Below are 21483 nucleotides of genomic sequence, written 5' to 3'. Positions count from 1 at the left end.
TGGCTAAATGAAGACAAGTTGTACGGAGTGGCGGACAATGCAAATTGATATTGCACTGCTTCATGCGGTGGTCGCGGTGGCAAAAGCGGGCGGATTTCGTGAGGCTGCGCGCATGATAGGCAGTAATCCTTCGTATCTCAGCGATGCGGTGCGGCGGGTGGAACAGCAACTGGGTGTCCGGTTATTTCATCGAACCACTCGAACGGTGGCATTGACTGAGGTAGGTAGAGCACTGATGGAGCGGTTAATGCCTGCGATGAGCGAAGTTGATGCTGCACTGGATATTGTTAATCGCTTTCGTGATACCCCGTCGGGCACATTACGTCTAAATGTCCCTGTTAGTGCTGCGCGGCTGGTGTTGCCTGCCATTGTTCCTGCTTTTTTGAAACGTTATCCAGACATTCAGTTAGAGGTGGTGGCCGAAAGCAATGTGCAGGACGTATTCCGTGATGGCTGTGATGCGGGTATCCGCTATGATGAATGTCTCGAACAGGATGTCATTGCGCTTCCGATAGGAAAACGTCAGCAGCGCTTTGCTGTTGCCGCAGCTCCTGAGTATCTCGACCTGCATGGCCGGCCGGAACATCCGAGCGAACTCCTTAACCACCTCTGTATTCGTGGCCGTTATGCCAGCGGCATAGTGCCTGAATGGGAATTTGAGCGAGACGGCGAGGTGGTGCGAGTGAAGCCAAATGGCCCGCTAATGGTTAGCATTGGTGCTGCCGTTGACCTTGCGGTGGCAACGGCGATTGCTGGCGGTGGGATAATCTATCTATTTGAAGAGTGGCTGCGACCCGCGATTGAACGTGGCGAACTTGAAGCAATTCTAACACCCTGGTGGCAGCAGTTTTCAGGCCCATATCTGTACTATCCCGACCGTCGTCTTATCCCTTCACCACTCAAAGCGTTTATTGATTTTATCCGCGAACTAAATGGTTAACCATTTAGCTCCGCCATTATCTGGCGTCTGAAGCCAACCGGGCGATTATGCGGGGCTTAATATAATCCGTCGCTTGAGTTTCAGCCCCCCTGATCTATTTTGAATTATGGGATTATTAAATTCCCTCCTGCTCGTCATTTTCCTCATTATTGGGTGTTTCACTGTCAACGACAAAATGAACGATTCCCCGTTTTCCCGCCGCCAGTGACTGTTGAACCAATGCGCGGGCTGTAGGGATTTCATCTCGGTCTAGCACTGTTTCCGCCAGCATCTGCATATTGGTACCGGTAATCACTTCAAATTGGGGTTGATGCACACTCAATTGGACTGCACTGCGAAATGGGGAGCCCCCGAGCAAGTCGGTGAAGAACACCACACCGTGCTCAATAGGTAATGTATCCAGTGCCTGTTGTAACGCATGCTCTAGCTGTTGAGTACTCATACCGACCGGAAAGTCGACCGCAATGATTTGCGGTTGTGAGCCAATGACTTGTTCCACTGCGTTATACAATCCACTGGCAAAACGCCCATGGCCGGTGATGATAATGCTTACCATAAAAGGTCCTTGGGCGCTGGCCGTTAGCCAGCGCATTAAAGATTGAGACTGATTGAGGTGCTACAACACACCGAGCCATGACAGTGCGATAGACAATACAAAAGTCACCAGAATGAGCGTAACCGGGCTGACTTTCTTGGCGCGCAACAGGTAATACATCAGCAAGGTGTAGACCATGGGCAGCAGATTTGGGAAGACTTTGTCAAAGAAGGCTTCCTGAATAGAGACCTCGTGGCCCGCGGTCACCGCGACTTTTGCCGCCACGGTAATATGGACATACGAAGCAATCAGCCCACCAACGACTGTCACACCAAGGATGGTCGCTGCTCTGGAAATAGCCCCCGAACTGGCACGCAGTTTATCGATGGCTCTTACCCCCAAGGTGTAGCCCAGATGGGTCCATACCACGCGCAGTAAAAATAGCGCCAGATAAACCACGAAGAAGATGATTGGCCCCAAAATACTGCCCTGACTGGCAAAAGAGGCACAAACCCCCGCGACAATCGGCAATAAAGTGAACCAGAAAATAGCATCACCAATCCCCGCCAGTGGCCCGAACAACGCCACTTTCAACCCTTTGATCAGGTCTCGACTTTCGTGGCGTTCCTCCAGAGAAATCAGTAATCCCATCAGGAAACCAACCGCATTGGTGTTGGTATTAATAAACTCCAGATTATCTTTCATGGCGGCAGACAGCGCGGCTTTGTCATTACCATAAATCTTCTTCAGCAACGGGGCTTGTGCACTGGCAAAACCAGTCGCCTGCATACGTTCGTAATTAAAACCGGACTGTAACAGTGCTGACCGAAAACCCAACTTGGTGATATCCCGGCGCGTCAACTTGGTGGTTGGCTCAGTGCTGGCATCTGTCGTTGTTGGCAAGGTATTAGATTCCATCATTCATCTCCTCAGGAGCGACAGCAGCATGGGCGGCTTTTTTCTGTTGGTTGTAATATTCGTAGATAGCGAAAGCCGTCCCCAGTAGTGCAACAGGCAACAGATTCTGTACCGGTATAAAGGTGACAAACAGGAAACCAATAATAAAGAAAGGGGTGAACGGGGTTTTCATCATAACTTTCAACAGTAAGCCGAAACCAACCGCAGGCAAGATACCCCCGGCAACCTCAAAGCCATGAGTCAACCAGGCTGGCATTGATCGCACCAGGCTTTGCATCGCGCCCTGTGAAACGTAAGCGCACAAGAACGTCACGGCGGCATAAGTCACAGCAACAATGGCGGTTAACAACAAGTTCAGCCGCCCGAGAGCTGCGCCATCAGCTTCTTCTGCGTAACGGTCAGCCTTCTGCATAAAGAAGGAAAATGCTGAGTAATAGAACAAAATGATGTATTGCATTAAGAAGCTAAAGGGCAGGCCCAGTCCGATGGCCGTTTTCGCGTCGACACCGGTGCTGTGGGCAATCACGGTCGTCATAATACCTGCCAGCACTGGGTTTGGTGGTTGGGTACCGCCAATCGGGGTCAGGCCAGTAAAGGCCAGTTCGGTCAATGCACCGGTAATCAAACCCGTTTGGATATCACCGAGAATAGCACCCGTTAAGGTACAAACGATTAGCGGGCGGAAGATATACAACGCTTCCAACCAAAAATCGATCCCGACAATCAGTGCCATGATTGCCAGCCCAATACCTTGCATCATTGTTATTTCATGCATAAATAATTCCGTCACCAAAGGCGTTGTAGGGCAGGGTATTATCGGATTAAGTCCGAAACTCTCAGATTGCTATACCCTGATGCGGCGGCTATTTACTGGACTTTATCTTTGCCGTCACTCGGTGTGTCCTGAATAAAGACATTTACGTTATGCTGTTGAATTGCGTGCAGGTTGGCCAGATCGTTATCATCGACATACACTTTTTTGGTTAGCGGACGTTTGCCTTCCGAAAAATGCATATTCCCGACGTTCACATCGCGGATAGGTACCCCGCCCTCAACCAAACGGCGAGCTTCATCCGGTGTGCGACAGACGATAAAAATTTTCTGTTCAGCAGAGGCTTTGCCAATAACATCAATGGTTTTCTGAATGGAGAAGAAACGGATCCCTAACCCCATAGACTCGGCGGTCATCGACATAATTTGCTGTTGGAGTTTGTCCTGCGCGACACCGTCGTCGGCAACTAATAACAGGTTTGCCCCAAGAGATGAGGACCACGCCACGCCGACCTGACCGTGAACCAACCGGTTATCGATGCGTAACAGCAGAATGTTGGGTGATGCCATGGGTATTCTCCTACTTCTATTGCAAGCGAAACGACATTGACTGCAAGCAAAAACGACATTGTCGCTGTGTGTTGATTTGCACGCCGTCATCCCGACCACTGTTATCGGGGGAGCAAATAAAAGTGCAGGGAAGTCCAGCGCATAGCCAGTATATGAAGGGAAGAGAAGCGGTAGGCTACATGATGATATCGTTTTGTTACCCCGTTGATAGAAAGGGCGGCAGATGTTGCAAGCTTGAAAGATAATGCTGTAAAGCTGAAAGATTGAGTTTATCTGTGGGTTGTGACAGTAACCCCGCAGATGAGGTACTATCGCGGGCAGAAATCGACAATGAACTTGCGGTGCCGATCCGCTGAAGCCAGTGATCGCCATCCCAGAGTCTGAGGATAATTGAGTAATGAGTGATTTGACTCATGACGGTGCAGAACGCTTACCGCTGCACACCTTTACTGAAAACGCCTATCTGAACTATTCCATGTACGTCATCATGGATCGGGCGTTGCCGTTTATCGGCGATGGTTTGAAACCGGTACAACGGCGTATTGTCTATGCGATGTCCGAACTGGGGCTAAACAATAGCGCCAAATTCAAGAAATCAGCTCGTACCGTGGGTGACGTGCTGGGTAAATACCATCCACATGGTGACAGTGCTTGCTATGAAGCGATGGTATTGATGGCGCAGCCTTTCTCCTATCGCTATCCGCTGGTGGATGGGCAAGGGAACTGGGGGGCACCGGATGACCCTAAATCCTTTGCCGCCATGCGTTATACCGAATCTCGTTTATCCAAATACGCTGAAGTTTTACTGGGCGAATTGGGGCAGGGGACGGTTGACTGGGTGCCAAACTTCGACGGCACCATGCAGGAGCCGAAAATGCTACCTGCGCGCCTGCCTAATATTCTGCTAAATGGTACTACGGGCATCGCCGTCGGTATGGCAACCGATATTCCGCCACATAACGTGCGTGAGATTGCACAGGCGGTGCTGGCACTGATTGATAAACCCACTGCTTCACTGGAAGAGTTGCTGGAATTTGTACAAGGGCCGGATTTCCCAACAGAAGCCGAAATTATCACGCCGCGTGATGAAATTCGTAAAATTTACCAGAATGGCCGTGGCTCAGTCCGTATGCGGGCGTTGTGGAAGAAAGAAGACGGCAGTGCGGTAATTACAGCGTTACCACATCAGGTTTCTGGTGCCAAAGTGCTGGAACAGATCGCCAGCCAGATGCGTGCCAAGAAATTGCCAATGGTTGAGGATTTACGCGATGAATCTGACCATGAAAACCCTACTCGTCTGGTAATAGTTCCACGTACCAACCGGGTCGATCTGGATCAAGTGATGAACCACCTGTTCGCCACGACTGATCTGGAAAGAAGTTATCGTATCAATATGAATATGATCGGTCTGGATCATCGCCCATCAGTGAAAGGGCTATTAGAGATCCTAACTGAGTGGCTGGTATTTCGCCGCCAAACGGTACGTAACCGTCTGAATTACCGCTTGGAAAAGGTACTGAAACGGCTGCATATTTTAGAAGGTTTATTGATTGCCTTCCTTAATATTGATGAAGTTATTCATATCATCCGCACCGAAGATGAGCCAAAGCCACTGCTGATGCAGCATTTTGCCATTTCGGAAACGCAGGCTGAAGCTATCCTCGAATTGAAACTTCGCCATTTAGCCAAATTGGAAGAGGTGAAGATTCGTGGCGAGCAAGATGAATTAGCCAAAGAGCGTGATCAACTACAGGCATTATTGGCATCAGAACGTAAACTCAACACGCTGATTAAGAAAGAGATTCAAGCTGATGCGGCCGCTTACGGTGATGATCGCCGTTCACCATTGACCGAACGTGGTGAAGCCAAAGCGATGAGCGAACATGACATTGTCCCTTCAGAGCCGGTTACCATTGTACTGTCTGAAATGGGTTGGGTGCGCAGTGCCAAAGGCCATGATATTGATCCGAGTGGATTGAGTTATAAAGCGGGTGATAGTTTCCGTGCTGCGGCTCGCGGTATGAGTAACCAACCGGTGGTGTTTATTGACTCAACTGGCCGTAGTTATGCATTGGATCCGCTGACCTTGCCTTCTGCGCGTGGGCAAGGGGAGCCACTGACCGGTAAGCTGACTCCGCCGCCAGGAGCAACCATTGAACAGGTATTGATGGCACCGGATGACCAGAAATTATTGATGGCATCGGATGCCGGTTATGGCTTCGTCTGTACCTTTAATGATTTGGTTGCTAAAAACCGTGCAGGTAAGACCATGATAACCTTGCCGGAAAATGCCAAAGCGTTGACGCCGTTAGAAATTCATGGGCCGGATGACATGTTGTTATCTATTACTGCCGCCGGTCGTATGTTGATGTTCCCGGTCGCGGATCTGCCTGAGTTATCAAAAGGTAAGGGTAATAAGATAGTCTCCATCCCATCGGCACAAGCGGCTGCGGGTGAAGATCGTCTGGCATGGTTGTTTGTCCTGCCACCTCAGACCTCCATCACTCTTCATTTTGGTAAACGTAAGCTCACCTTGCGCCCAGAAGACTTACAGAAATTCCGGGCAGAGCGGGGTCGGAAAGGTTCGCCGCTACCACGTGGCTTGCAGCGTATTGATCGGGTTGATGTTGATGCGCCGCCAGTACCAACCAATACCGAAGAGTAATCGTCGCTAGAAATGAATGACCACCCGGCTTGAGTTGCCGTGGTGGTCATTATTATATTGTTAGTCAGGCATCACCCAGTGAATGTAACCGATGGCAGGCGCAATTTGCGTGCGTTGTCGCGTTACATAATTATGGCGATGAATCTGCGCGGTATTTTGTGGGTAAGCCGTTATACTAGCGTCGATCGCATGTCTAAGAGTGAGTGTTTAAGAGGTTGTTATGCTATTAATTTTGCGCACGGTGCTGGCAGTTTTATATTGTATTCTGGTGTGTGTGTTTGGTTCGATTTATTGCCTGTTTAGGCCACGAAACCCACGTAATCTTGCGACGTTCGCGCATCTGTTCGGTCGGATGTCGGTATTATTCGGGATTACAGTTGAACAACGTATCCCCAAGGAAGCGGCGGACTACGGTACCTGTATTTATATCGCCAACCATCAGAATAATTACGATATGGTCACCATGTCGAATGTGGTTCAGTCCGGTACGGTCACGGTGGGTAAAAAGAGCCTGCTGTGGGTACCTCTGTTTGGTCCGCTATATTGGCTGACCGGTAACCTGCTCATTGATCGTGATAACCGCGCCAAGGCGCATGGCACTATTGCTCAGGTGGTTGAGCAGGTCAAAAAAAGAAATGTTTCTATCTGGATGTTCCCGGAAGGTACACGTAGCCGTGGCCGTGGGTTATTGCCATTTAAGACCGGTGCTTTCCATGCCGCTATAGCTGCTGGTGTGCCTATTGTGCCTATTTGCGTGTCCAGCACCAATAATATCAATTTAAACCGCTGGTCAAATGGCAAAGTCATTGTAGAGATAATGCCGCCCGTTGATACCAGTGGTTATGGCAAAGAGCGCGTGCGTGAATTATCGGAACATTGCCGTAACCTGATGCTGGCTAAAATTGAGCAGCTCGATGCCGAAATTGCCCAACAGGCAGAGCAGCAAGCGGCGGGAAAATAATACTATTGGCTTTTATTGATAGGTTATTGCGTGGCTTGTTTTGATTAAAGTAAATTTTGGCTTTCCATTTAAACGACTCTGGTCGTGAGCGTTTTGCCGTCCTTCAGCGTTATTCGCAGTCAGGCAAAATTTTGCAGTAGGTTTGATTGTGGTTTTCACGGAGAAGATATGTCACTCAGTCGTCGCCAGTTCATTCAGGCTACGAGCTTAGCGCTAGGCGCAGGTTCGCTGCCATTGAGGGCACAGGCTAATAGTACCCAGCAACCCCCGTTACCGGTTCCACCCTTATTGGAGTCTCGTCGTGGGCAACCGCTGTTTTTGACGCTACAGCGTGCACATTGGGCATTCAGCGGCGGTCAGAAAGCCGCAGTCTGGGGGATTAACGGCATGTATCTGGGGCCGACTGTCAGGGTTTTCAGCGGCGATGATGTGAAGCTGATTTATAGCAACCGTCTGGCTGAACCGGTATCCATGACAATCAGTGGGTTGCAGGTTCCTGGTACTCTAATGGGTGGCGCGGCACGTATGATCTCCCCTGGTGTTGACTGGTCGCCGGTATTGCCGGTACGGCAAGCGGCCGCAACCTGTTGGTACCACGCCAATACCCCTAACCGTATGGCACCTCATGTGTATAACGGACTGGCAGGTATGTGGCTGGTGGAAGATGAAATTAGTAAAGCGATGCCATTGCCGAGTCATTATGGTGTCGATGATTTCCCGATTATTATTCAGGACAAGCGGCTTGATAATTTTGGCGTGCCAGAATATGACCCGCCAGCCAAAGGTGGCTTTGTTGGCGATACATTGCTGGTCAATGGGGTGCAAAGCCCGTTTGTCGAAGTCTCCCGTGGTTGGGTTCGATTACGTCTATTAAATGCCTCTAACGCTCGTCGCTACATCTTGCAACTCAGTGATGGCCGCCCTTTGCATGTTGTTGCCAGTGATCAGGGCTTCTTGCCTGCGCCCGTGGCCGTACAGCAGCTTTCGCTGGCTCCCGGTGAGCGGCGCGAAGTGGTGATTGATATGTCACAAGGCAATGAAGTCTCTATCACGGCGGGTGAATCTGCCGGTATCATGGATAGGCTCCGTGGGCTGTTCGAACCCTCAAGTATTTTGATTTCTACGCTAGTGCTAACATTAAAACCAACCGGTTTATTGCCGCTGGTGACCGATAATCTGCCGATGCGTTTATTAGCCGACCAGATTCTGGATGGCAACGTGATTCGTTCCCGTGAGTTCCGTTTGGGTGATGATTTACCGGGCATTAACGGCGCTATTTGGGATATGAGCCGTGTGGATGCTCAGGCCCAGCAAGGGACTTGGGAGCGCTGGACTCTGCATGCCGATATGCCACAGGCATTCCATATTCAAGGGGTCTCCTTCCTGGTGAAGAATGTCAACGGCGCGCCGGCGATGGCCGAGGATCGCGGCTGGAAGGATACTGTTTGGGTTGATGGTGATGTAGAGCTACTGGTGTATTTCAATCAGGTTTCCTCTGAGCACTTCCCGTTCTTGTACTACAGCCAGACACTTGAGATGGCGGATCGTGGTTCTGCGGGGCAGTTAGTGACACAGGCTGCACCAACACTTGGCTAAGGCGTTAGGTTAAGGGTTACCGGGTTCGGTTGATATAAGATTAGTGCTTACTTGGCCTCAGATGAGCAAAGAGCGAATATCAACCGCAACCTAATCCACTCTACATTCACTCACTTGATGGTGTGAGCTTGGTAATCAAAAGATATATCCTTCCTCTTTACGTGGAGAAATGCGTATAATCGCCGCCCGGTGATGATTTCTTAACCCGAACCACCTCAACTTTCCCCAATTCAAAGAGTGTTGCCATGAGTACCAGCTTGATCCAACCAGAACGTGACCTGTTTTCCTATCAGCCTTATTGGGCTGAATGTTATGGCACCGCGCCATTCTTACCCATGTCACGGGAGGAAATGGATATATTGGGCTGGGACAGTTGCGACATTATTGTTGTCACCGGCGATGCCTATGTGGATCACCCCAGCTTTGGCATGGCGATCATTGGTCGTATGCTGGAGGCGCAAGGCTTTCGGGTTGGAATTATTGCTCAGCCGGACTGGACCAATAAAAACGATTTCATGCGGTTGGGTGAACCCAATCTGTTCTTCGGCGTTACGGCTGGCAACATGGACTCGATGATCAACCGTTATACAGCCGATCGTAAGTTGCGCCACGATGATGCCTATACGCCGGATAATCAAAGCGGTAAGCGGCCTGATCGGGCCACTTTAGTCTATAGCCAGCGCTGTAAAGAAGCGTATAGCCATGTGCCGGTATTGCTCGGCGGTATTGAGGCCAGCTTGCGCCGCATTGCTCATTATGACTATTGGTCTGATACTGTGCGCCGTTCGGTTATCGTGGATGCCAAAGCAGACATGTTGGTCTACGGCAATGGCGAACGGCCTTTGGTTGAAGTGGCCCATCGCCTGGCGGCGGGTGAGAAAATTGCCGATATTCAGGATGTTCGCAACACGGTTGTGATGCGCAAAACTGCATTACCGGGCTGGAGTGGGGTTGATTCTACTCGCCTGGACAAACCAGGGCGTATTGAAGCCATTCCCAATCCGTACGGTGAAGATCTGCCGTGCGCCACTGATAGCATTCCTGAATCTGAAGCTAAACCGGTTACTGTTCGTGCCGCCAAACCCAAACCATGGGAAAAGACCTACGTCTTGCTGCCTTCTTATGAAAAAGTGAAAGCAGACAAAGTGTTATATGCCCACACCTCGCGGATTTTGCATCATGAAACCAACCCCGGTTGTGCACGGGCCTTGATGCAAAAACATGGTGATCGCTATATTTGGATTAATCCACCGGCTATTCCACTGAGTACGGAAGAGATGGACAGCGTGTTTGCGCTACCCTACCAGCGTGTGCCGCACCCAGCCTATGGCAAATCGCCGATCCCCGCCTATGACATGATTCGCTTCTCGATCAACATTATGCGTGGTTGCTATGGCGGCTGTTCATTCTGCTCTATCACTGAGCATGAAGGGCGTATTATTCAAAGCCGCTCTGAAGATTCTATTATTCGTGAAATCGAAGAGATTCGCGACAAAGTCCCTGGTTTTACCGGTATTATCTCTGATCTTGGTGGCCCAACGGCTAACATGTATATGCTGCGCTGTCAGTCGCCAAGGGCAGAACAGACCTGTCGCCGTGCATCCTGTGTTTATCCTGAGATTTGCCCACATATGGACACTAACCATCAGCCGACTATCTCTTTGTACCGCCGGGCACGTGATCTTAAAGGGATTAAAAAGATCCTGATCGCCTCGGGGGTCCGCTATGACTTGGCAGTAGAAGATCCGCGCTATATCAAAGAATTAGCCAGCCATCATGTGGGTGGATATTTGAAAATTGCACCGGAACACACCGAGGAAGGGCCACTTTCCAAAATGATGAAACCGGGAATGGGCAGCTATCAGCGCTTTAAAGAGTTGTTTGATACCTATTCCAAGCAGGCAGGTAAAGAGCAGTATTTGATCCCTTATTTCATCTCTGCCCATCCGGGCACTGAGGATAAAGATATGGTCAATTTGGCGCTATGGCTGAAGAAAAACCGTTTCCGTCTGGATCAGGTACAGAACTTCTACCCGTCGCCACTGGCTAACTCTACGACCATGTATTACACCGGTAAGAACCCGCTGGCGAAAGTTGATTATAAAAGTGAAGACGTCGTTGTACCGAAAGGGGATCGCCAGCGGCGGTTACATAAGGCCTTGCTGCGTTATCATGATCCGGCTAACTGGCCAATGATCCGTACTGCATTAGAGGAGATGGGGTTGCAACATTTGATTGGCAGCCGCCGGGAATGCCTGGTTCCGGTAGCGACAATCGAGGAGCAACGTGAAGCTCGTCGGGCGCTGCGCCACCATACTCCGGCCCTGACGAAGCACACTGCTATCACCCGCCAGCGTCAACCAGGTAGCCGAAGCACAACGTCTGCTATCAGCAAAAAACCGCAGGTTGCCAGTAGTACGCCAGTGGCAAAACCGTCAGTAAGCAAAACCGGGGCGAGAAAATCCCCGGTAAATCAGACGGCTACTGGCGCAAAGGGCAAAGCTAAGCATCATTAAACTGAATACATCGCCTTGAACTCAGTTGTCAGACCCGAAAACATCCGGGTCTGGCCCGAGGCGTTTATTGCTGTCTAACTTCGAAATTGCCGTCAGTTCATCTTTATGCAATTTAAAATCAAACACTTCAAAGTTTTCCTTGATACGCGCCGGTGTTACCGATTTCGGGATAACGATCAACCCACAATCGAGATGCCAGCGGATCACCACCTGTGCAGGTGTTTTATTGTATTTTTGCGCTAACTGGCGAATAACGCTTTGATCGAAAACGCCCTCACCACCTTGGGCCAGCGGGCTCCAGGATTCGGTTGCAATATGATGGGTGGCATTCCACGAATGGAGCTGGCGCTGCTGTAGCAGTGGATGTAGCTCAATCTGATTGACGGTTGGCGCCACACCCGTTTCATCAATCAGCCGTTGCAGATGAGGAATCTGGAAGTTACAGACACCAATGCTGCGGATTAAACCTTGTTCTTTCAATGTGATCAGTTCACGCCAGGCACTAACGTAGTGATCCTGTGTTGGGTTGGGCCAATGGATCAGATAGAGATCGACATAATCGAGCTGAAGTTTGCTCAGGCTCTCTTCCAGTGCTTTTTTCGGATCCTGCTGGCTGTCATTCCACAGTTTAGTGGTAATAAATAGCTCATCACGAGCCACACCCGCCGCCTTCAGTGCCGAGCCGACACCCTGTTCATTTTTATAAATCGCCGCAGTATCGACAGAGCGATAGCCCACCTCGAGTGCTTTGCTGACAGCAAGCTGTGTTTCTTCAATCGTTGCTTGCCAAACGCCAAGGCCAAGTTGTGGCATCAGGTTGCCATCGTGCAATTTGATAATGGGTTGTGTTGCCATGTCTATCTCCTTCGCTGACTGATTGGGCTGTGTTTGCCCTGTTTACCCGTAATGTAAGTTTAGTCGTGATCATTCTATTTATGATCTTGCTAGCGATTAATCATGTGTGAGAAGTATCAAAATGTGCACAGATCTATCGGCGATCTGCCACTGAGAGATGAACAGCAAAATGCGTGGTAATAAGCTAAAGCCTAGCAGTTAATAACGATAGCACCCTTTTAACGGTAAGTGAAAAGAGTAAGTAGATGTTGAACAGAAGGCATCCTGTTCAACGATGCCTTCTGTGTTGAAAACTGTAAACTGGGCTGATGCTATTATTAGACCGCAGCTTCGTAGATACGTTTACTATCAGCTAAAGTGATATCACTGTGTTCGCCAAGCTGAGTCATACCGTGCTCTTCCAGTTTTTTAATCAAATCAGGAATAGAACTGCCATCCAGTTTGTAGGCCGACAGACGAGTAGCAACGCCCATGCTTTCAAAGAAATGACGGGTAGCTTCAATTGCGGCATCGATGCGGTGCTCTTCGCTACCGTCACGCAGGCCCCAGACACGCTCCGCGTATTGCAGCAGTTTGGCGCGCTTTTGTTGCTTCTTCGCCACTAACAGAGCGGGCAGTACTACCGCCAGCGTCTGAGCATGGTCCAGACCATGGCGGGCGGTCAGTTCGTGGCCTAACATGTGTGTCGCCCAGTCTTGTGGCACACCGGCCCCAATCAGGCCGTTTAATGCCATAGTGGCACTCCACATAATATTGGCGCGCACATTGTAGTTTTCTGGCTCCGCCAATGCTTTCGGACCTTCCTCAATCAAGGTTAACAACAGCCCTTCAGCAAAGCGATCCTGCACTTTTGCATCAACCGGGTAAGTCAGATATTGCTCAATGGTATGTACAAAAGCATCGACAACACCGTTCGCGACTTGGCGCGGTGGCAAAGTATAAGTGACAACCGGGTCCAGCACGGCAAACAGTGGCTGGACAAAGGGTGAGAAGAAGTGCTGCTTATCACCGGTTTCACGGCGGCTGATAACTGCGCCATTGTTAGCTTCAGAACCGGTAGCAGGCAGGGTCAGCACTGAACCCATTGGCAGTGCTTCTTTAATATCGCTGCCAGTGGTTTGCAGAATATGCCATGGTTCTTGTGGGTAATTGACGCCAGCGGCGATGAATTTGGTGCCATCTAATACTGATCCCCCTCCCACCGCTAGCAGGAAGTCGATTTTCTCTGCCCGGCAAAGCGCAACAGCTTTCATCAGGGTTTCATAGGTTGGATTCGGCTCAATACCGCCAAACTCCAGGAAATCAAAGCCTTTCAGTGCCTGATGGACTTGATCCAGCACACCATTTTGTTTGATGCTGCCGCCGCCATAGGTAATCAAGATGCGGGCATCAGCAGGAATTTCTTTACTCAATTGTGCTATCTGGCCAGTACCGAACAGCACTTTAGTGGGGGTATGGAGGGTAAAGTTTTGCATTATTTGTCTTCCAGCTTATGGGTGATGAACAATTATGGTAATCAAAACGCGACGTATTAGCCGGTGATGCAATGATTGTTTATTGCCGTACCATTGGCAGCCATTGTCGGCAACTTGGCGCGATACCTCAATGCACATTTCTGCCTTGCTCTTGCCTATTTCTCCAAAGCACTGTAGAAAATGCGGTAAATATTGCACAATTTATATCTGATCGTTTTAGTTGCTAGATTGTCTCAGATAACGCCAGTAAGTGAGAGTATATGGTTGAGGTTAATGATATTCAGGCACAGATGGCCGAAAAAATTACGCGTTTGGCGAAGGGGAATGGCTTAACGCCCTCTGCTGTGCCACGGGTGAAAATTTTGTACTCCACAGTGCACCAGCCGCGCACTCCGGTAATGTACACCCCCAGTGTAGTCATCATATTCCAGGGGCACAAAGTGGGTTATCTGGGCAGTAAAGTGTTTCAGTATGATCCGAAAAATTACCTTATTCTGACGGTTCCACTGCCGTTTGAATGTGAAACTTTTGCCAGCCCTGAAATACCTCTGGCCGGAATATCGATTCATATAGACAGCCAGATGCTACAGGATTTGCTGATAGATATCGGTGATGATGAGCTGGATAAACCGTTCGGTAATACCTCTGGCGTCAATTCATCGGCGCTGACCGAAGAAATGCTGTGTGCCACCGAGCGCTTATTGGATGTGATGTCCAATCCCCGTGATGCCAGAGTACTCGGCCCACAAATTGTGCGGGAAATTCTCTACTATGTGCTGTGTAGTCAGTGCGGAGGAGCCTTGCAGGCGCTGGTTAACCGCCATGGGCACTTTAATCAAATTACCAAAACCTTGCGGCGTATTGAAAATCAATTTGCAGATAATCTTAATGTTGAGCAATTAGCGGCAGATGTGAACATGAGTGTTTCGGCGTTTCATCATAACTTCAAAGCCGTCACTAACACCTCGCCACTGCAATATCTCAAATCTTACCGGTTGCATCGCGCACGAATGATGATGTTGCACGATGGGCTAAAAGCCAGTACCGCAGCCAACAAAGTAGGGTATGAGAGTGCTTCACAGTTCAGTCGTGAGTTTAAACGCTATTTTGGTCTCACACCCAGTGAAGAGGTCGCTAAACTGCGGACTAACTGATTTTACGGCCCAGCGAATAATGGCAATAAAAAACGGCGCGGTGAGCGCCGTTTAACTGCTTAAGTCACGAGGCAAACACAGGGTTACTCAGTGACACTTTTACGTTTACACCACACCAACACCAGGGTGCCGACCAAACCAATCAGTAACAACACTATTGGTAAAATCATCAGTGCTGTCATTACCTGGTTTTCATAGTGCTTAACGAATGGGATATGACTTAGCGCGAAACCTAACCCAACGACACTCCCCACCCATAGCAGCCCGCTTAACCAATTAAAGAACTGAAAACGTGCACTGTTCAGGCCAGAAATACCCGCCAGCGTTGGCAGTAAAGTCCGTACAAAAGCGAGAAAACGGCCAATTATCAGGGCCGCCAAACCATGGCGTACAAACAGAGTATGGGCGCGTTGCCGATAATGAACCGGTAGCTGTAACAGCCACCTTTTAACTATTTTAGTATCGCCTAACCACAGCCCTTGCAGGTAACTGAGCCAACAACCCAAACTGGCCGCAGTGGTTAAAATTATCATGGTCGGTAAGAACCCCATGACTCCCTTGGCAATTAATGCACCCGCCAATAGCAACAAACTATCACCGGGGAGGAAAGAAGCCGGTAGCAAACCGTTTTCTAAAAATAGGGTGGTAAAGAGAATGCCGTAAATGACCCAAATCACATTCGGATCGGCAAGTTTACTAAAATCCTGCTGCCATAAGGCATGAAGGATTTCGCGTAATACATCCATTTCTGTTCCTGTTTGCCTAGCGTGTGAGGATATTGTTGTAAGGACTGGTCTAGTGTATCCGTAATGGTGCGGATCCACATTGATCTTATCCTCAATAATCGAATTTTTGAGGGATATATACGTGTCGTTGAGACTATTTGTGTAAGAGAGGATTAATGCGCGGATATTGTTACCGCGCATTAACAAATCAATCGTTCAGAAACCCTTACTGCACTGTTTTGATGCGCTCAAATCCTGCGGCCAAATCGTCCTGCAAATCTTGCACATTCTCCAGACCAATATGTAGACGGAACAGTGTGCCTTTTATCCCGTCCCCTTCATACTGACGAATGGCACGGATATTCTCCGGTTGATAACCCAGAATCAAGGATTCAAAACCGCCCCATGAAAAGGCCATACTGAAGTGGGTGAAATGGTCGAGATAAGCCTCTAACTGTTGCTGACTTAACTCTTCTTTTAATTCAAAAGAGAACAAGCCATTACAGCCATTGAAGTCTCGTTTATAGAATTCATGGCCTTTGCAGCTTGGCAGGGCAGGGTGATAGACAGTGGCAACTTCCGGGCGCTGAGCCAGCCAGTTAGCAATTTCAATACTGCTTTTCTCGTGCTGTTTTAAACGCACACCCAGTGTGCGCAATCCACGGCTAGCAAGATAAGCTGTGTCAGCATCAACCATTTGCCCCATCAGATAAGAGTCTTCACGCAGTTGCTCCCAACAACGCGCGTTGGCAACGGCAATCCCCAGCATCGCATCAGAATGACCAATGATGTATTTAGTTCCTGATTGGATAGAGATATCAATACCAAAATCCAGTGCTTTAAACAGCACACCCGCAGCCCAGGTGTTGTCCATCATAATAATGATGTCTGGTGCAACGGCCCGGATAGCTTGCACCATTGCCGGAATATCTTGTACTTCCATGGTGATGGAACCGGGTGACTCAAGGAATACCACTTTGGTTTTTGGGGTAATTAATGAGTCGATCCCAGCACCTATCATCGGATCAAAATAGGTCGTGGTGATATTCATGCGTGATAAAATTTTATCGCAAAAACTTTGGGCCGGCTCATAAGCAGAACCGGTCATTAGCACATGGTCACCCGTTGCGACAAATGACAAAATTGCGTTGCTGATAGCCGCGGCACCGCAAGGATAAAGGACGCAACCTGCGCCACCTTCCAGCTCTGTCATCGCCTCTTGCAGCGAGAAGTGAGTCAGGGTGCCTCGGCGGCCATAGAATAATTCGCCTTTTCCCCGATTGATAGTGGCATGCTTCTTCGCTTTTACCGAGTCGAAAACCAGCGATGAAGCCCGCTGGATCACCGTATTCACTGAGCCTTGAGTAAATCGTTTACTTCTGCCCGCACTGACTAAGGCTGTTTCCAGTTTTTCTGTCGTTTCTTTGTTTGCAGACATGATCGTGTCGTCACCTTTACATAGGATATGCTGTAGTTCCAGAGCCAGCATTCATTTTAGAGATATATTCCTTACGTTAGCATGATGATTGTTATGTGGGGGCAGCTTTCACCATGAAAAAAACTAAAGAGAGTGACGCGCTGTTTTCTGACAGTTTGTAATGGAGAAATTCTGTGTAAGTGGCAAAACAAGGGATTTATTAAGGAGTCTTGGTGAGAGTTCTTTAGTTCAATCAATCACTTCTTATCTTTATATCTAATGTTATCGGCATGGAATAATTAAGGTCGCTATCATTTCTATTAATTTACATAATTGTTTCAATCAGAATAATTCTCTTTCATTCTTAAAAAATCGTCTCAAATACTAATGATAATTACTATCAATCCCCGATTTGTTTGATATGATCGGCACCTGATTTCGTCCTTAAATTGATCTGCATATTGGGTGGAGGCACAGCGTGAAAATAGCTGGCAAAGAGATTAAAGATAAATCATTCGTGCAAGGCCGGATGATAGCAGGCGTAATGGCATTATTGCTGGTGGCCGGTTTGGCAGGCCATGTACAGGCCGCGCCAGGCAACAGCAGTGCAGTCGCTGCATCTGTTGCCACACCAACGGCAACATCAACACCGTTACCTGCGCCGGAAATCACCCCAGTCGCGGCAACTCCTGCTAATGCAGACGATGTTGCCCCTGCCACATCAGCGCCAGCGGTTCAGCCACTAACAGCTCCAGCACCACAAGGGTTGGCAATGGATCTCTCTGTTTGGGGCATGTATCAACATGCCGACGTGGTGGTTAAAGGGGTGATGATTGGTCTGGTGTTAGCCTCAATCGTAACCTGGACTATTTTGTTCTCCAAAGGTACTGAGTTATTCCGTGCTCGCCGCCGTTTGCAGCAAGAACATGAAGTTATCGGGGCTGTGACTGATATGGATACCGCGTCTGAGCGGGCGGAGGCTTTTAGCACCGATAGCATTAGTGCCTTACTGCTACGAGAAGCGCAAAACGAGCGCCTATTGTCGACAGAATCCAATGATAACAATGGCATTAAAGAGCGTACGGCTTTCCGGCTGGAACGCCGTGTAGCAGCCATTGGTCGCCAAATGGGTAAAGGCAATGGGTTCCTGGCTACTATCGGTGCAATCTCACCGTTTGTCGGGTTGTTTGGCACCGTATGGGGCATTATGAACAGCTTTATTGGTATTGCTCATTCGCAAACCACCAATCTGGCTGTTGTTGCACCGGGTATCGCCGAAGCCTTGCTGGCAACGGCGTTAGGTCTGGTCGCAGCAATCCCTGCGGTAGTTATCTACAATATATTTGCTCGCTTAATTGGTAGTTACCGTGCACAGGTGGGTGACGTTGCCGCCCAAGTATTGCTGCTATTAAGCCGCGACCTTGATCTGGCGAGCAGCGCTGAGGCAAAGTCATCTAAGCATCCTCACCAATTGCGTGCGGGGTGATTTATGGCTATGCGCATGAATGACAATCTTGATGAAAGCGGTGAATTACACGAAATCAACGTGACACCCTTTATCGATGTAATGTTGGTACTGCTGATAATCTTTATGGTGGCAGCACCATTGGCAACAGTCGATATTAAAGTGGATTTACCGGCGTCTTCAGCGGTACCACAGCCACGGCCGGAAAAACCGGTATTCCTGACAGTTAAAGCCGATAATCAGCTTTATGTCGGTGATCAGCAGGTTGACCGCGATACCCTGGCGGCAGCGCTGGATAAAGTGACGCAATCTAATAAAGAAACCACCATTTTCTTCCAGGCGGATAAAGTGGTGGATTATGAAACCCTGATGAGCGTGATGGATGCACTGCGTAAATCAGGTTATCTCAAGGTTGGCTTAGTCGGTATGGAAGCGGGCGGCGCGAAATAATCAAAACAGGTGCGGTGAATGTCACCGCACCTGATCATCAGTTTTTAGGTATATTACGGCCAACTTCAGGCGTTTTTGTTGAGCTCAATGCCTGACGGAGGCTGGCTTCTAACTCATGAGCATTGTATGCCTCATAATAATTGCCTTCACCGACACACTTGTTCCAATCAATGTTATATGACTTATTTGTTGTTTTATGTTCTTCTGAGTATCCAATAGCAATAAATGCCATTCTGATATTATTTTCTTTTATTTTATCGCACATTTCTTTTTCCATAAGCGTTGATGTAATTGTAATGCCATTACCACTGTCACTGCCGTCAGACAGAATGATCATTAACTTGTTACTATTTGTAGAATTCGATTCTTTCAGTAATTTATTTCCAGCTAATATCCCAGAGCTTACTAATGTATCGCCCTCAACTTCTTGCTCTATATTTCTCTGAATATTATCATTGGTTAGATCATCAGAACTTAGAGTATAAGCATTTGATGTTTTTAGACAATAGGAATTGGATATAACATCATCTATAGGTATGTTAATAAAATCATGAGGGGCGGTGGTATTAGTAATAGAGTTAATGGTCTTATCGTAGTCAATATTATTTTCTATAGTACACATGGTCTGATCTTTTGTGTCTTTGTCACAGACTTTAACATTTTTAAGATAATCACCCAATGGCATATACGTTTTAGGGACGAAAGGGAAGTGGCAATATATTCTTTTCTGAACGGCATGATCTTCGATAGTTTTAGTTCCCCATGTAAATGGAACAAATCCAATAGTCTTAACACTGTCATTTCTCAATATGGTGTCATTTAAACTTTTAAATATTCTTCTTAATGTATCTATTTTTTTAGTTGACTCTCCATTATTAAATGACTCATCCATTGAAGTGGAATAATCTACAACAAAAACCACATCTATTTTCTCTATCGGCGCACTGATTATGTTTTTTCGTGCCGTTCCCCTATCTGTTGCACTTATCATTGCACCTAAATTGGTTAACGGATTGTTAGATAAAAATTGGGCGGAGTAGCTCATATTGATCTCAGCCGCATATTCAATCCTGTTATTATTATTGATTATATCGATAGTGGGTACTGAAAATATTTCTGCTGGCAGGTAAGCATGAGCATAATAACTCACTACGGCTTCATTCTGCGCTATTTGAGTTACACTCGGAATGCTATTATTATTTTCTACGGTCAGTGCTAATGTTGCTTGCTCCATTGCATCTGAGAGTTTAGCTTTTTTTTGTAAAAAATGAGTTAGCTCAAAAGAAAAAAATATTAGCCCAATAACCAGGGGCAAAAATATAATAAAGGGCAATAAGATAGCCCCCTGCTCATTCTTTATCAATGACACCAATAGTCGTACTTTAACGTGAGTAAATCTATTTTTTATCATAAATAGCCTCTGTTTTATAAATAAGCTCATCCTCGCCAGGATTAACGCTCGATAGTTACCGCTGATGACCTTAATATAGGGATGGATTCTATCTGGCTAAACAACGCTTGATACCCTGTGGGGGCAGGTAAACATAAGGTCACCTGGTACAGTGGCACCCATCGGCCACGATTACTGAAAGGTGATAAATCGGCCATGTCACGCAACAACCTAATGGGATGACAAGTACCGACGCTAAACTCTTCACTCTTAGTATCATTAATAATCTTATTACCAGGCGCTGCTGATTCAGTGGGATTAAAATGTAATGTTTCAACTGTTATTGCGAAATCATTACTGGATATACCCGAGGTTAATAGCATATTTCTCGCCAGAGTTGTTAAATCATTAACATTATTTTGAGTTAGCGTTTCGTCGTCAGAATATAGCTTATTCCTTTCCCGAATTATTCCGGCAAGCGAATATGATATTCGATCCAGTTTACCTACGGTTGATTGATATTCAGTCACTGAAATCAATAGTTTTATTAATAGCATTATTATAAAAATGACAAATGAAAACTCTATAATAGCTGAGCCATTGTTGTTTTTAATAAAGTCTATATTATTGATTTTCTTGTACAAAAATCACCTCGCGTGATAACTGGATATTAGCCCAGTGTGAGGGAATAGGGAAAAAAAGAGGGTGATAGATATAAGTTACTGTGTATTTGGCCAGTGGCGACGTTTCGGAGCCTGAGTATATCTGATTAATGAGATCAGATATATTATTGCTAAATTCTACAGTAGTATTAATCGCATTATTATTTGTTATGAAAGCACCTAAAATACCATTCTGAGCAGTTAAACTTTGCCTCAATATGGCACTATTGCTGTCCTCTCTATTCTTAGTCGATTTTACTGCTTCTGAAACCGCCAGATCTAAACTGGCAGAGATATAGAGCAAACGGCTTATCTCTGCACAGGAGAGTAACGTCAATAAAAATAGAACAAAGACTACCGTAAACTCAATAGTAACCGACCCCTCATTTGAACAAGAGAATTGCTCTCTCATCTTACT

Annotated in this window: 19 protein-coding genes; 8 read left to right on the top strand and 11 right to left on the bottom strand. The window is 47.6% G+C overall.

Annotated features, from left to right (window positions below; translation table 11 throughout):
- Window positions 1-37 precede the first annotated feature (37 nt).
- Entirely contained in the window at window positions 38-940 is a 903-nt protein-coding gene (locus tag V1956_RS22965) for a LysR family transcriptional regulator (RefSeq protein ID WP_372560491.1), read from the top strand.
- Window positions 941-1055: 115 nt separating this feature from the next.
- Here V1956_RS22965 and agaF read toward each other — a convergent pair whose 3' ends face one another.
- The 4 genes from agaF to agaB form a co-directional block, all read right to left on the bottom strand.
- Window positions 1056-1496 carry a PTS galactosamine/N-acetylgalactosamine transporter subunit IIA gene (agaF, locus tag V1956_RS22960; RefSeq protein WP_442825741.1) on the bottom strand — a complete coding sequence of 147 codons (441 nt, stop codon included), beginning with the start codon at window positions 1494-1496 and terminating at the stop codon, window positions 1056-1058.
- Between the two features lie 60 nt (window positions 1497-1556).
- Window positions 1557-2393 carry a PTS galactosamine transporter subunit IID gene (agaD, locus tag V1956_RS22955; RefSeq protein WP_372560697.1) on the bottom strand — a complete coding sequence of 279 codons (837 nt, stop codon included), beginning with the start codon at window positions 2391-2393 and terminating at the stop codon, window positions 1557-1559.
- Window positions 2383-3168, bottom strand: coding sequence for a PTS galactosamine transporter subunit IIC (agaC, locus tag V1956_RS22950; RefSeq protein ID WP_372560493.1), 786 nt, complete (start codon window positions 3166-3168; stop codon window positions 2383-2385). Before agaC ends, agaD begins: the two co-directional genes overlap by 11 nt.
- 92 nt (window positions 3169-3260) lie before the next feature.
- Window positions 3261-3734, bottom strand: coding sequence for a PTS galactosamine transporter subunit IIB (agaB, locus tag V1956_RS22945; RefSeq protein ID WP_004390117.1), 474 nt, complete (start codon window positions 3732-3734; stop codon window positions 3261-3263).
- A gap of 397 nt (window positions 3735-4131) precedes the next feature.
- On the opposite strand from agaB, the gene parC reads away from it, so the two are divergent.
- From parC to V1956_RS22925, 4 genes are all read left to right on the top strand, one after another.
- Window positions 4132-6399, top strand: coding sequence for a DNA topoisomerase IV subunit A (gene parC / locus V1956_RS22940; RefSeq protein WP_005188260.1), 2268 nt, complete (start codon window positions 4132-4134; stop codon window positions 6397-6399).
- A 220-nt stretch (window positions 6400-6619) separates the two neighbouring features.
- Window positions 6620-7360 carry a 1-acylglycerol-3-phosphate O-acyltransferase gene (locus tag V1956_RS22935; RefSeq protein ID WP_083162401.1) on the top strand — a complete coding sequence of 247 codons (741 nt, stop codon included), beginning with the start codon at window positions 6620-6622 and terminating at the stop codon, window positions 7358-7360.
- A gap of 168 nt (window positions 7361-7528) precedes the next feature.
- Window positions 7529-8956: a cell division protein FtsP gene (ftsP, locus tag V1956_RS22930; protein ID WP_372560495.1), complete on the top strand. Its 1428-nt coding sequence runs from the start codon at window positions 7529-7531 to the stop codon at window positions 8954-8956.
- Window positions 8957-9201: 245 nt separating this feature from the next.
- Window positions 9202-11472: a YgiQ family radical SAM protein gene (locus V1956_RS22925; protein ID WP_420074214.1), complete on the top strand. Its 2271-nt coding sequence runs from the start codon at window positions 9202-9204 to the stop codon at window positions 11470-11472.
- 21 nt (window positions 11473-11493) lie between these two features.
- On the opposite strand, the gene dkgA is transcribed toward V1956_RS22925, so the two are convergent.
- Window positions 11494-12327, bottom strand: a complete 834-nt coding sequence (dkgA, locus tag V1956_RS22920; RefSeq protein ID WP_420070738.1) for a 2,5-didehydrogluconate reductase DkgA — start codon at window positions 12325-12327, stop codon at window positions 11494-11496.
- A 317-nt stretch (window positions 12328-12644) separates the two neighbouring features.
- The gene (yqhD, locus tag V1956_RS22915) at window positions 12645-13802 is read right to left on the bottom strand and encodes an alcohol dehydrogenase (RefSeq protein WP_372560498.1); all 1158 of its coding nucleotides are present in this window, start codon (window positions 13800-13802) and stop codon (window positions 12645-12647) included.
- A 260-nt stretch (window positions 13803-14062) separates the two neighbouring features.
- Between yqhD and V1956_RS22910 the strand changes: the two genes are divergently transcribed.
- On the top strand, window positions 14063-14956 hold the full coding sequence (locus V1956_RS22910; protein ID WP_420070737.1) for an AraC family transcriptional regulator: 894 nt from the start codon (window positions 14063-14065) through the stop codon (window positions 14954-14956).
- Window positions 14957-15039: 83 nt separating this feature from the next.
- On the opposite strand, the gene V1956_RS22905 is transcribed toward V1956_RS22910, so the two are convergent.
- A complete protein-coding gene (locus V1956_RS22905) occupies window positions 15040-15702 on the bottom strand; it encodes a DedA family protein (RefSeq protein ID WP_083162413.1) in 663 nt (220 codons plus the stop codon).
- Window positions 15703-15907: 205 nt separating this feature from the next.
- Entirely contained in the window at window positions 15908-17119 is a 1212-nt protein-coding gene (gene metC, locus V1956_RS22900; protein WP_372560500.1) for a cystathionine beta-lyase, read from the bottom strand.
- A gap of 457 nt (window positions 17120-17576) precedes the next feature.
- Between metC and exbB the strand changes: the two genes are divergently transcribed.
- Together exbB and exbD are read left to right on the top strand one after the other, a co-directional pair.
- Entirely contained in the window at window positions 17577-18584 is a 1008-nt protein-coding gene (gene exbB / locus V1956_RS22895) for a tol-pal system-associated acyl-CoA thioesterase (protein ID WP_420070736.1), read from the top strand.
- Window positions 18585-18587: 3 nt separating this feature from the next.
- Window positions 18588-19013, top strand: a complete 426-nt coding sequence (gene exbD, locus V1956_RS22890; RefSeq protein ID WP_004390102.1) for a TonB system transport protein ExbD — start codon at window positions 18588-18590, stop codon at window positions 19011-19013.
- 37 nt (window positions 19014-19050) lie between these two features.
- On the opposite strand, the gene V1956_RS22885 is transcribed toward exbD, so the two are convergent.
- Genes V1956_RS22885 through V1956_RS22875 form a run of 3 tightly spaced genes read right to left on the bottom strand, consistent with a single transcriptional unit; the run spans window position 19051 to window position 21477 of the window.
- Window positions 19051-20424 carry a pilus assembly protein gene (locus V1956_RS22885; protein WP_442825740.1) on the bottom strand — a complete coding sequence of 458 codons (1374 nt, stop codon included), beginning with the start codon at window positions 20422-20424 and terminating at the stop codon, window positions 19051-19053.
- 41 nt (window positions 20425-20465) lie between these two features.
- A complete protein-coding gene (gene tadF / locus V1956_RS22880) occupies window positions 20466-21047 on the bottom strand; it encodes a tight adherence pilus pseudopilin TadF (protein WP_420072499.1) in 582 nt (193 codons plus the stop codon).
- Window positions 21028-21477: a TadE/TadG family type IV pilus assembly protein gene (locus V1956_RS22875; protein ID WP_442825845.1), complete on the bottom strand. Its 450-nt coding sequence runs from the start codon at window positions 21475-21477 to the stop codon at window positions 21028-21030. The genes tadF and V1956_RS22875 overlap by 20 nt, the downstream gene beginning before the upstream one ends.
- Window positions 21478-21483 lie beyond the last annotated feature (6 nt).

The sequence above is a fragment of the Yersinia sp. 2540 StPb PI genome, assembly GCF_052217165.1.
In the GTDB taxonomy this organism is placed as follows: Bacteria; Pseudomonadota; Gammaproteobacteria; order Enterobacterales; family Enterobacteriaceae; genus Yersinia; species Yersinia enterocolitica_E.
This window is presented reverse-complemented; position numbering and strand designations above follow the sequence as displayed.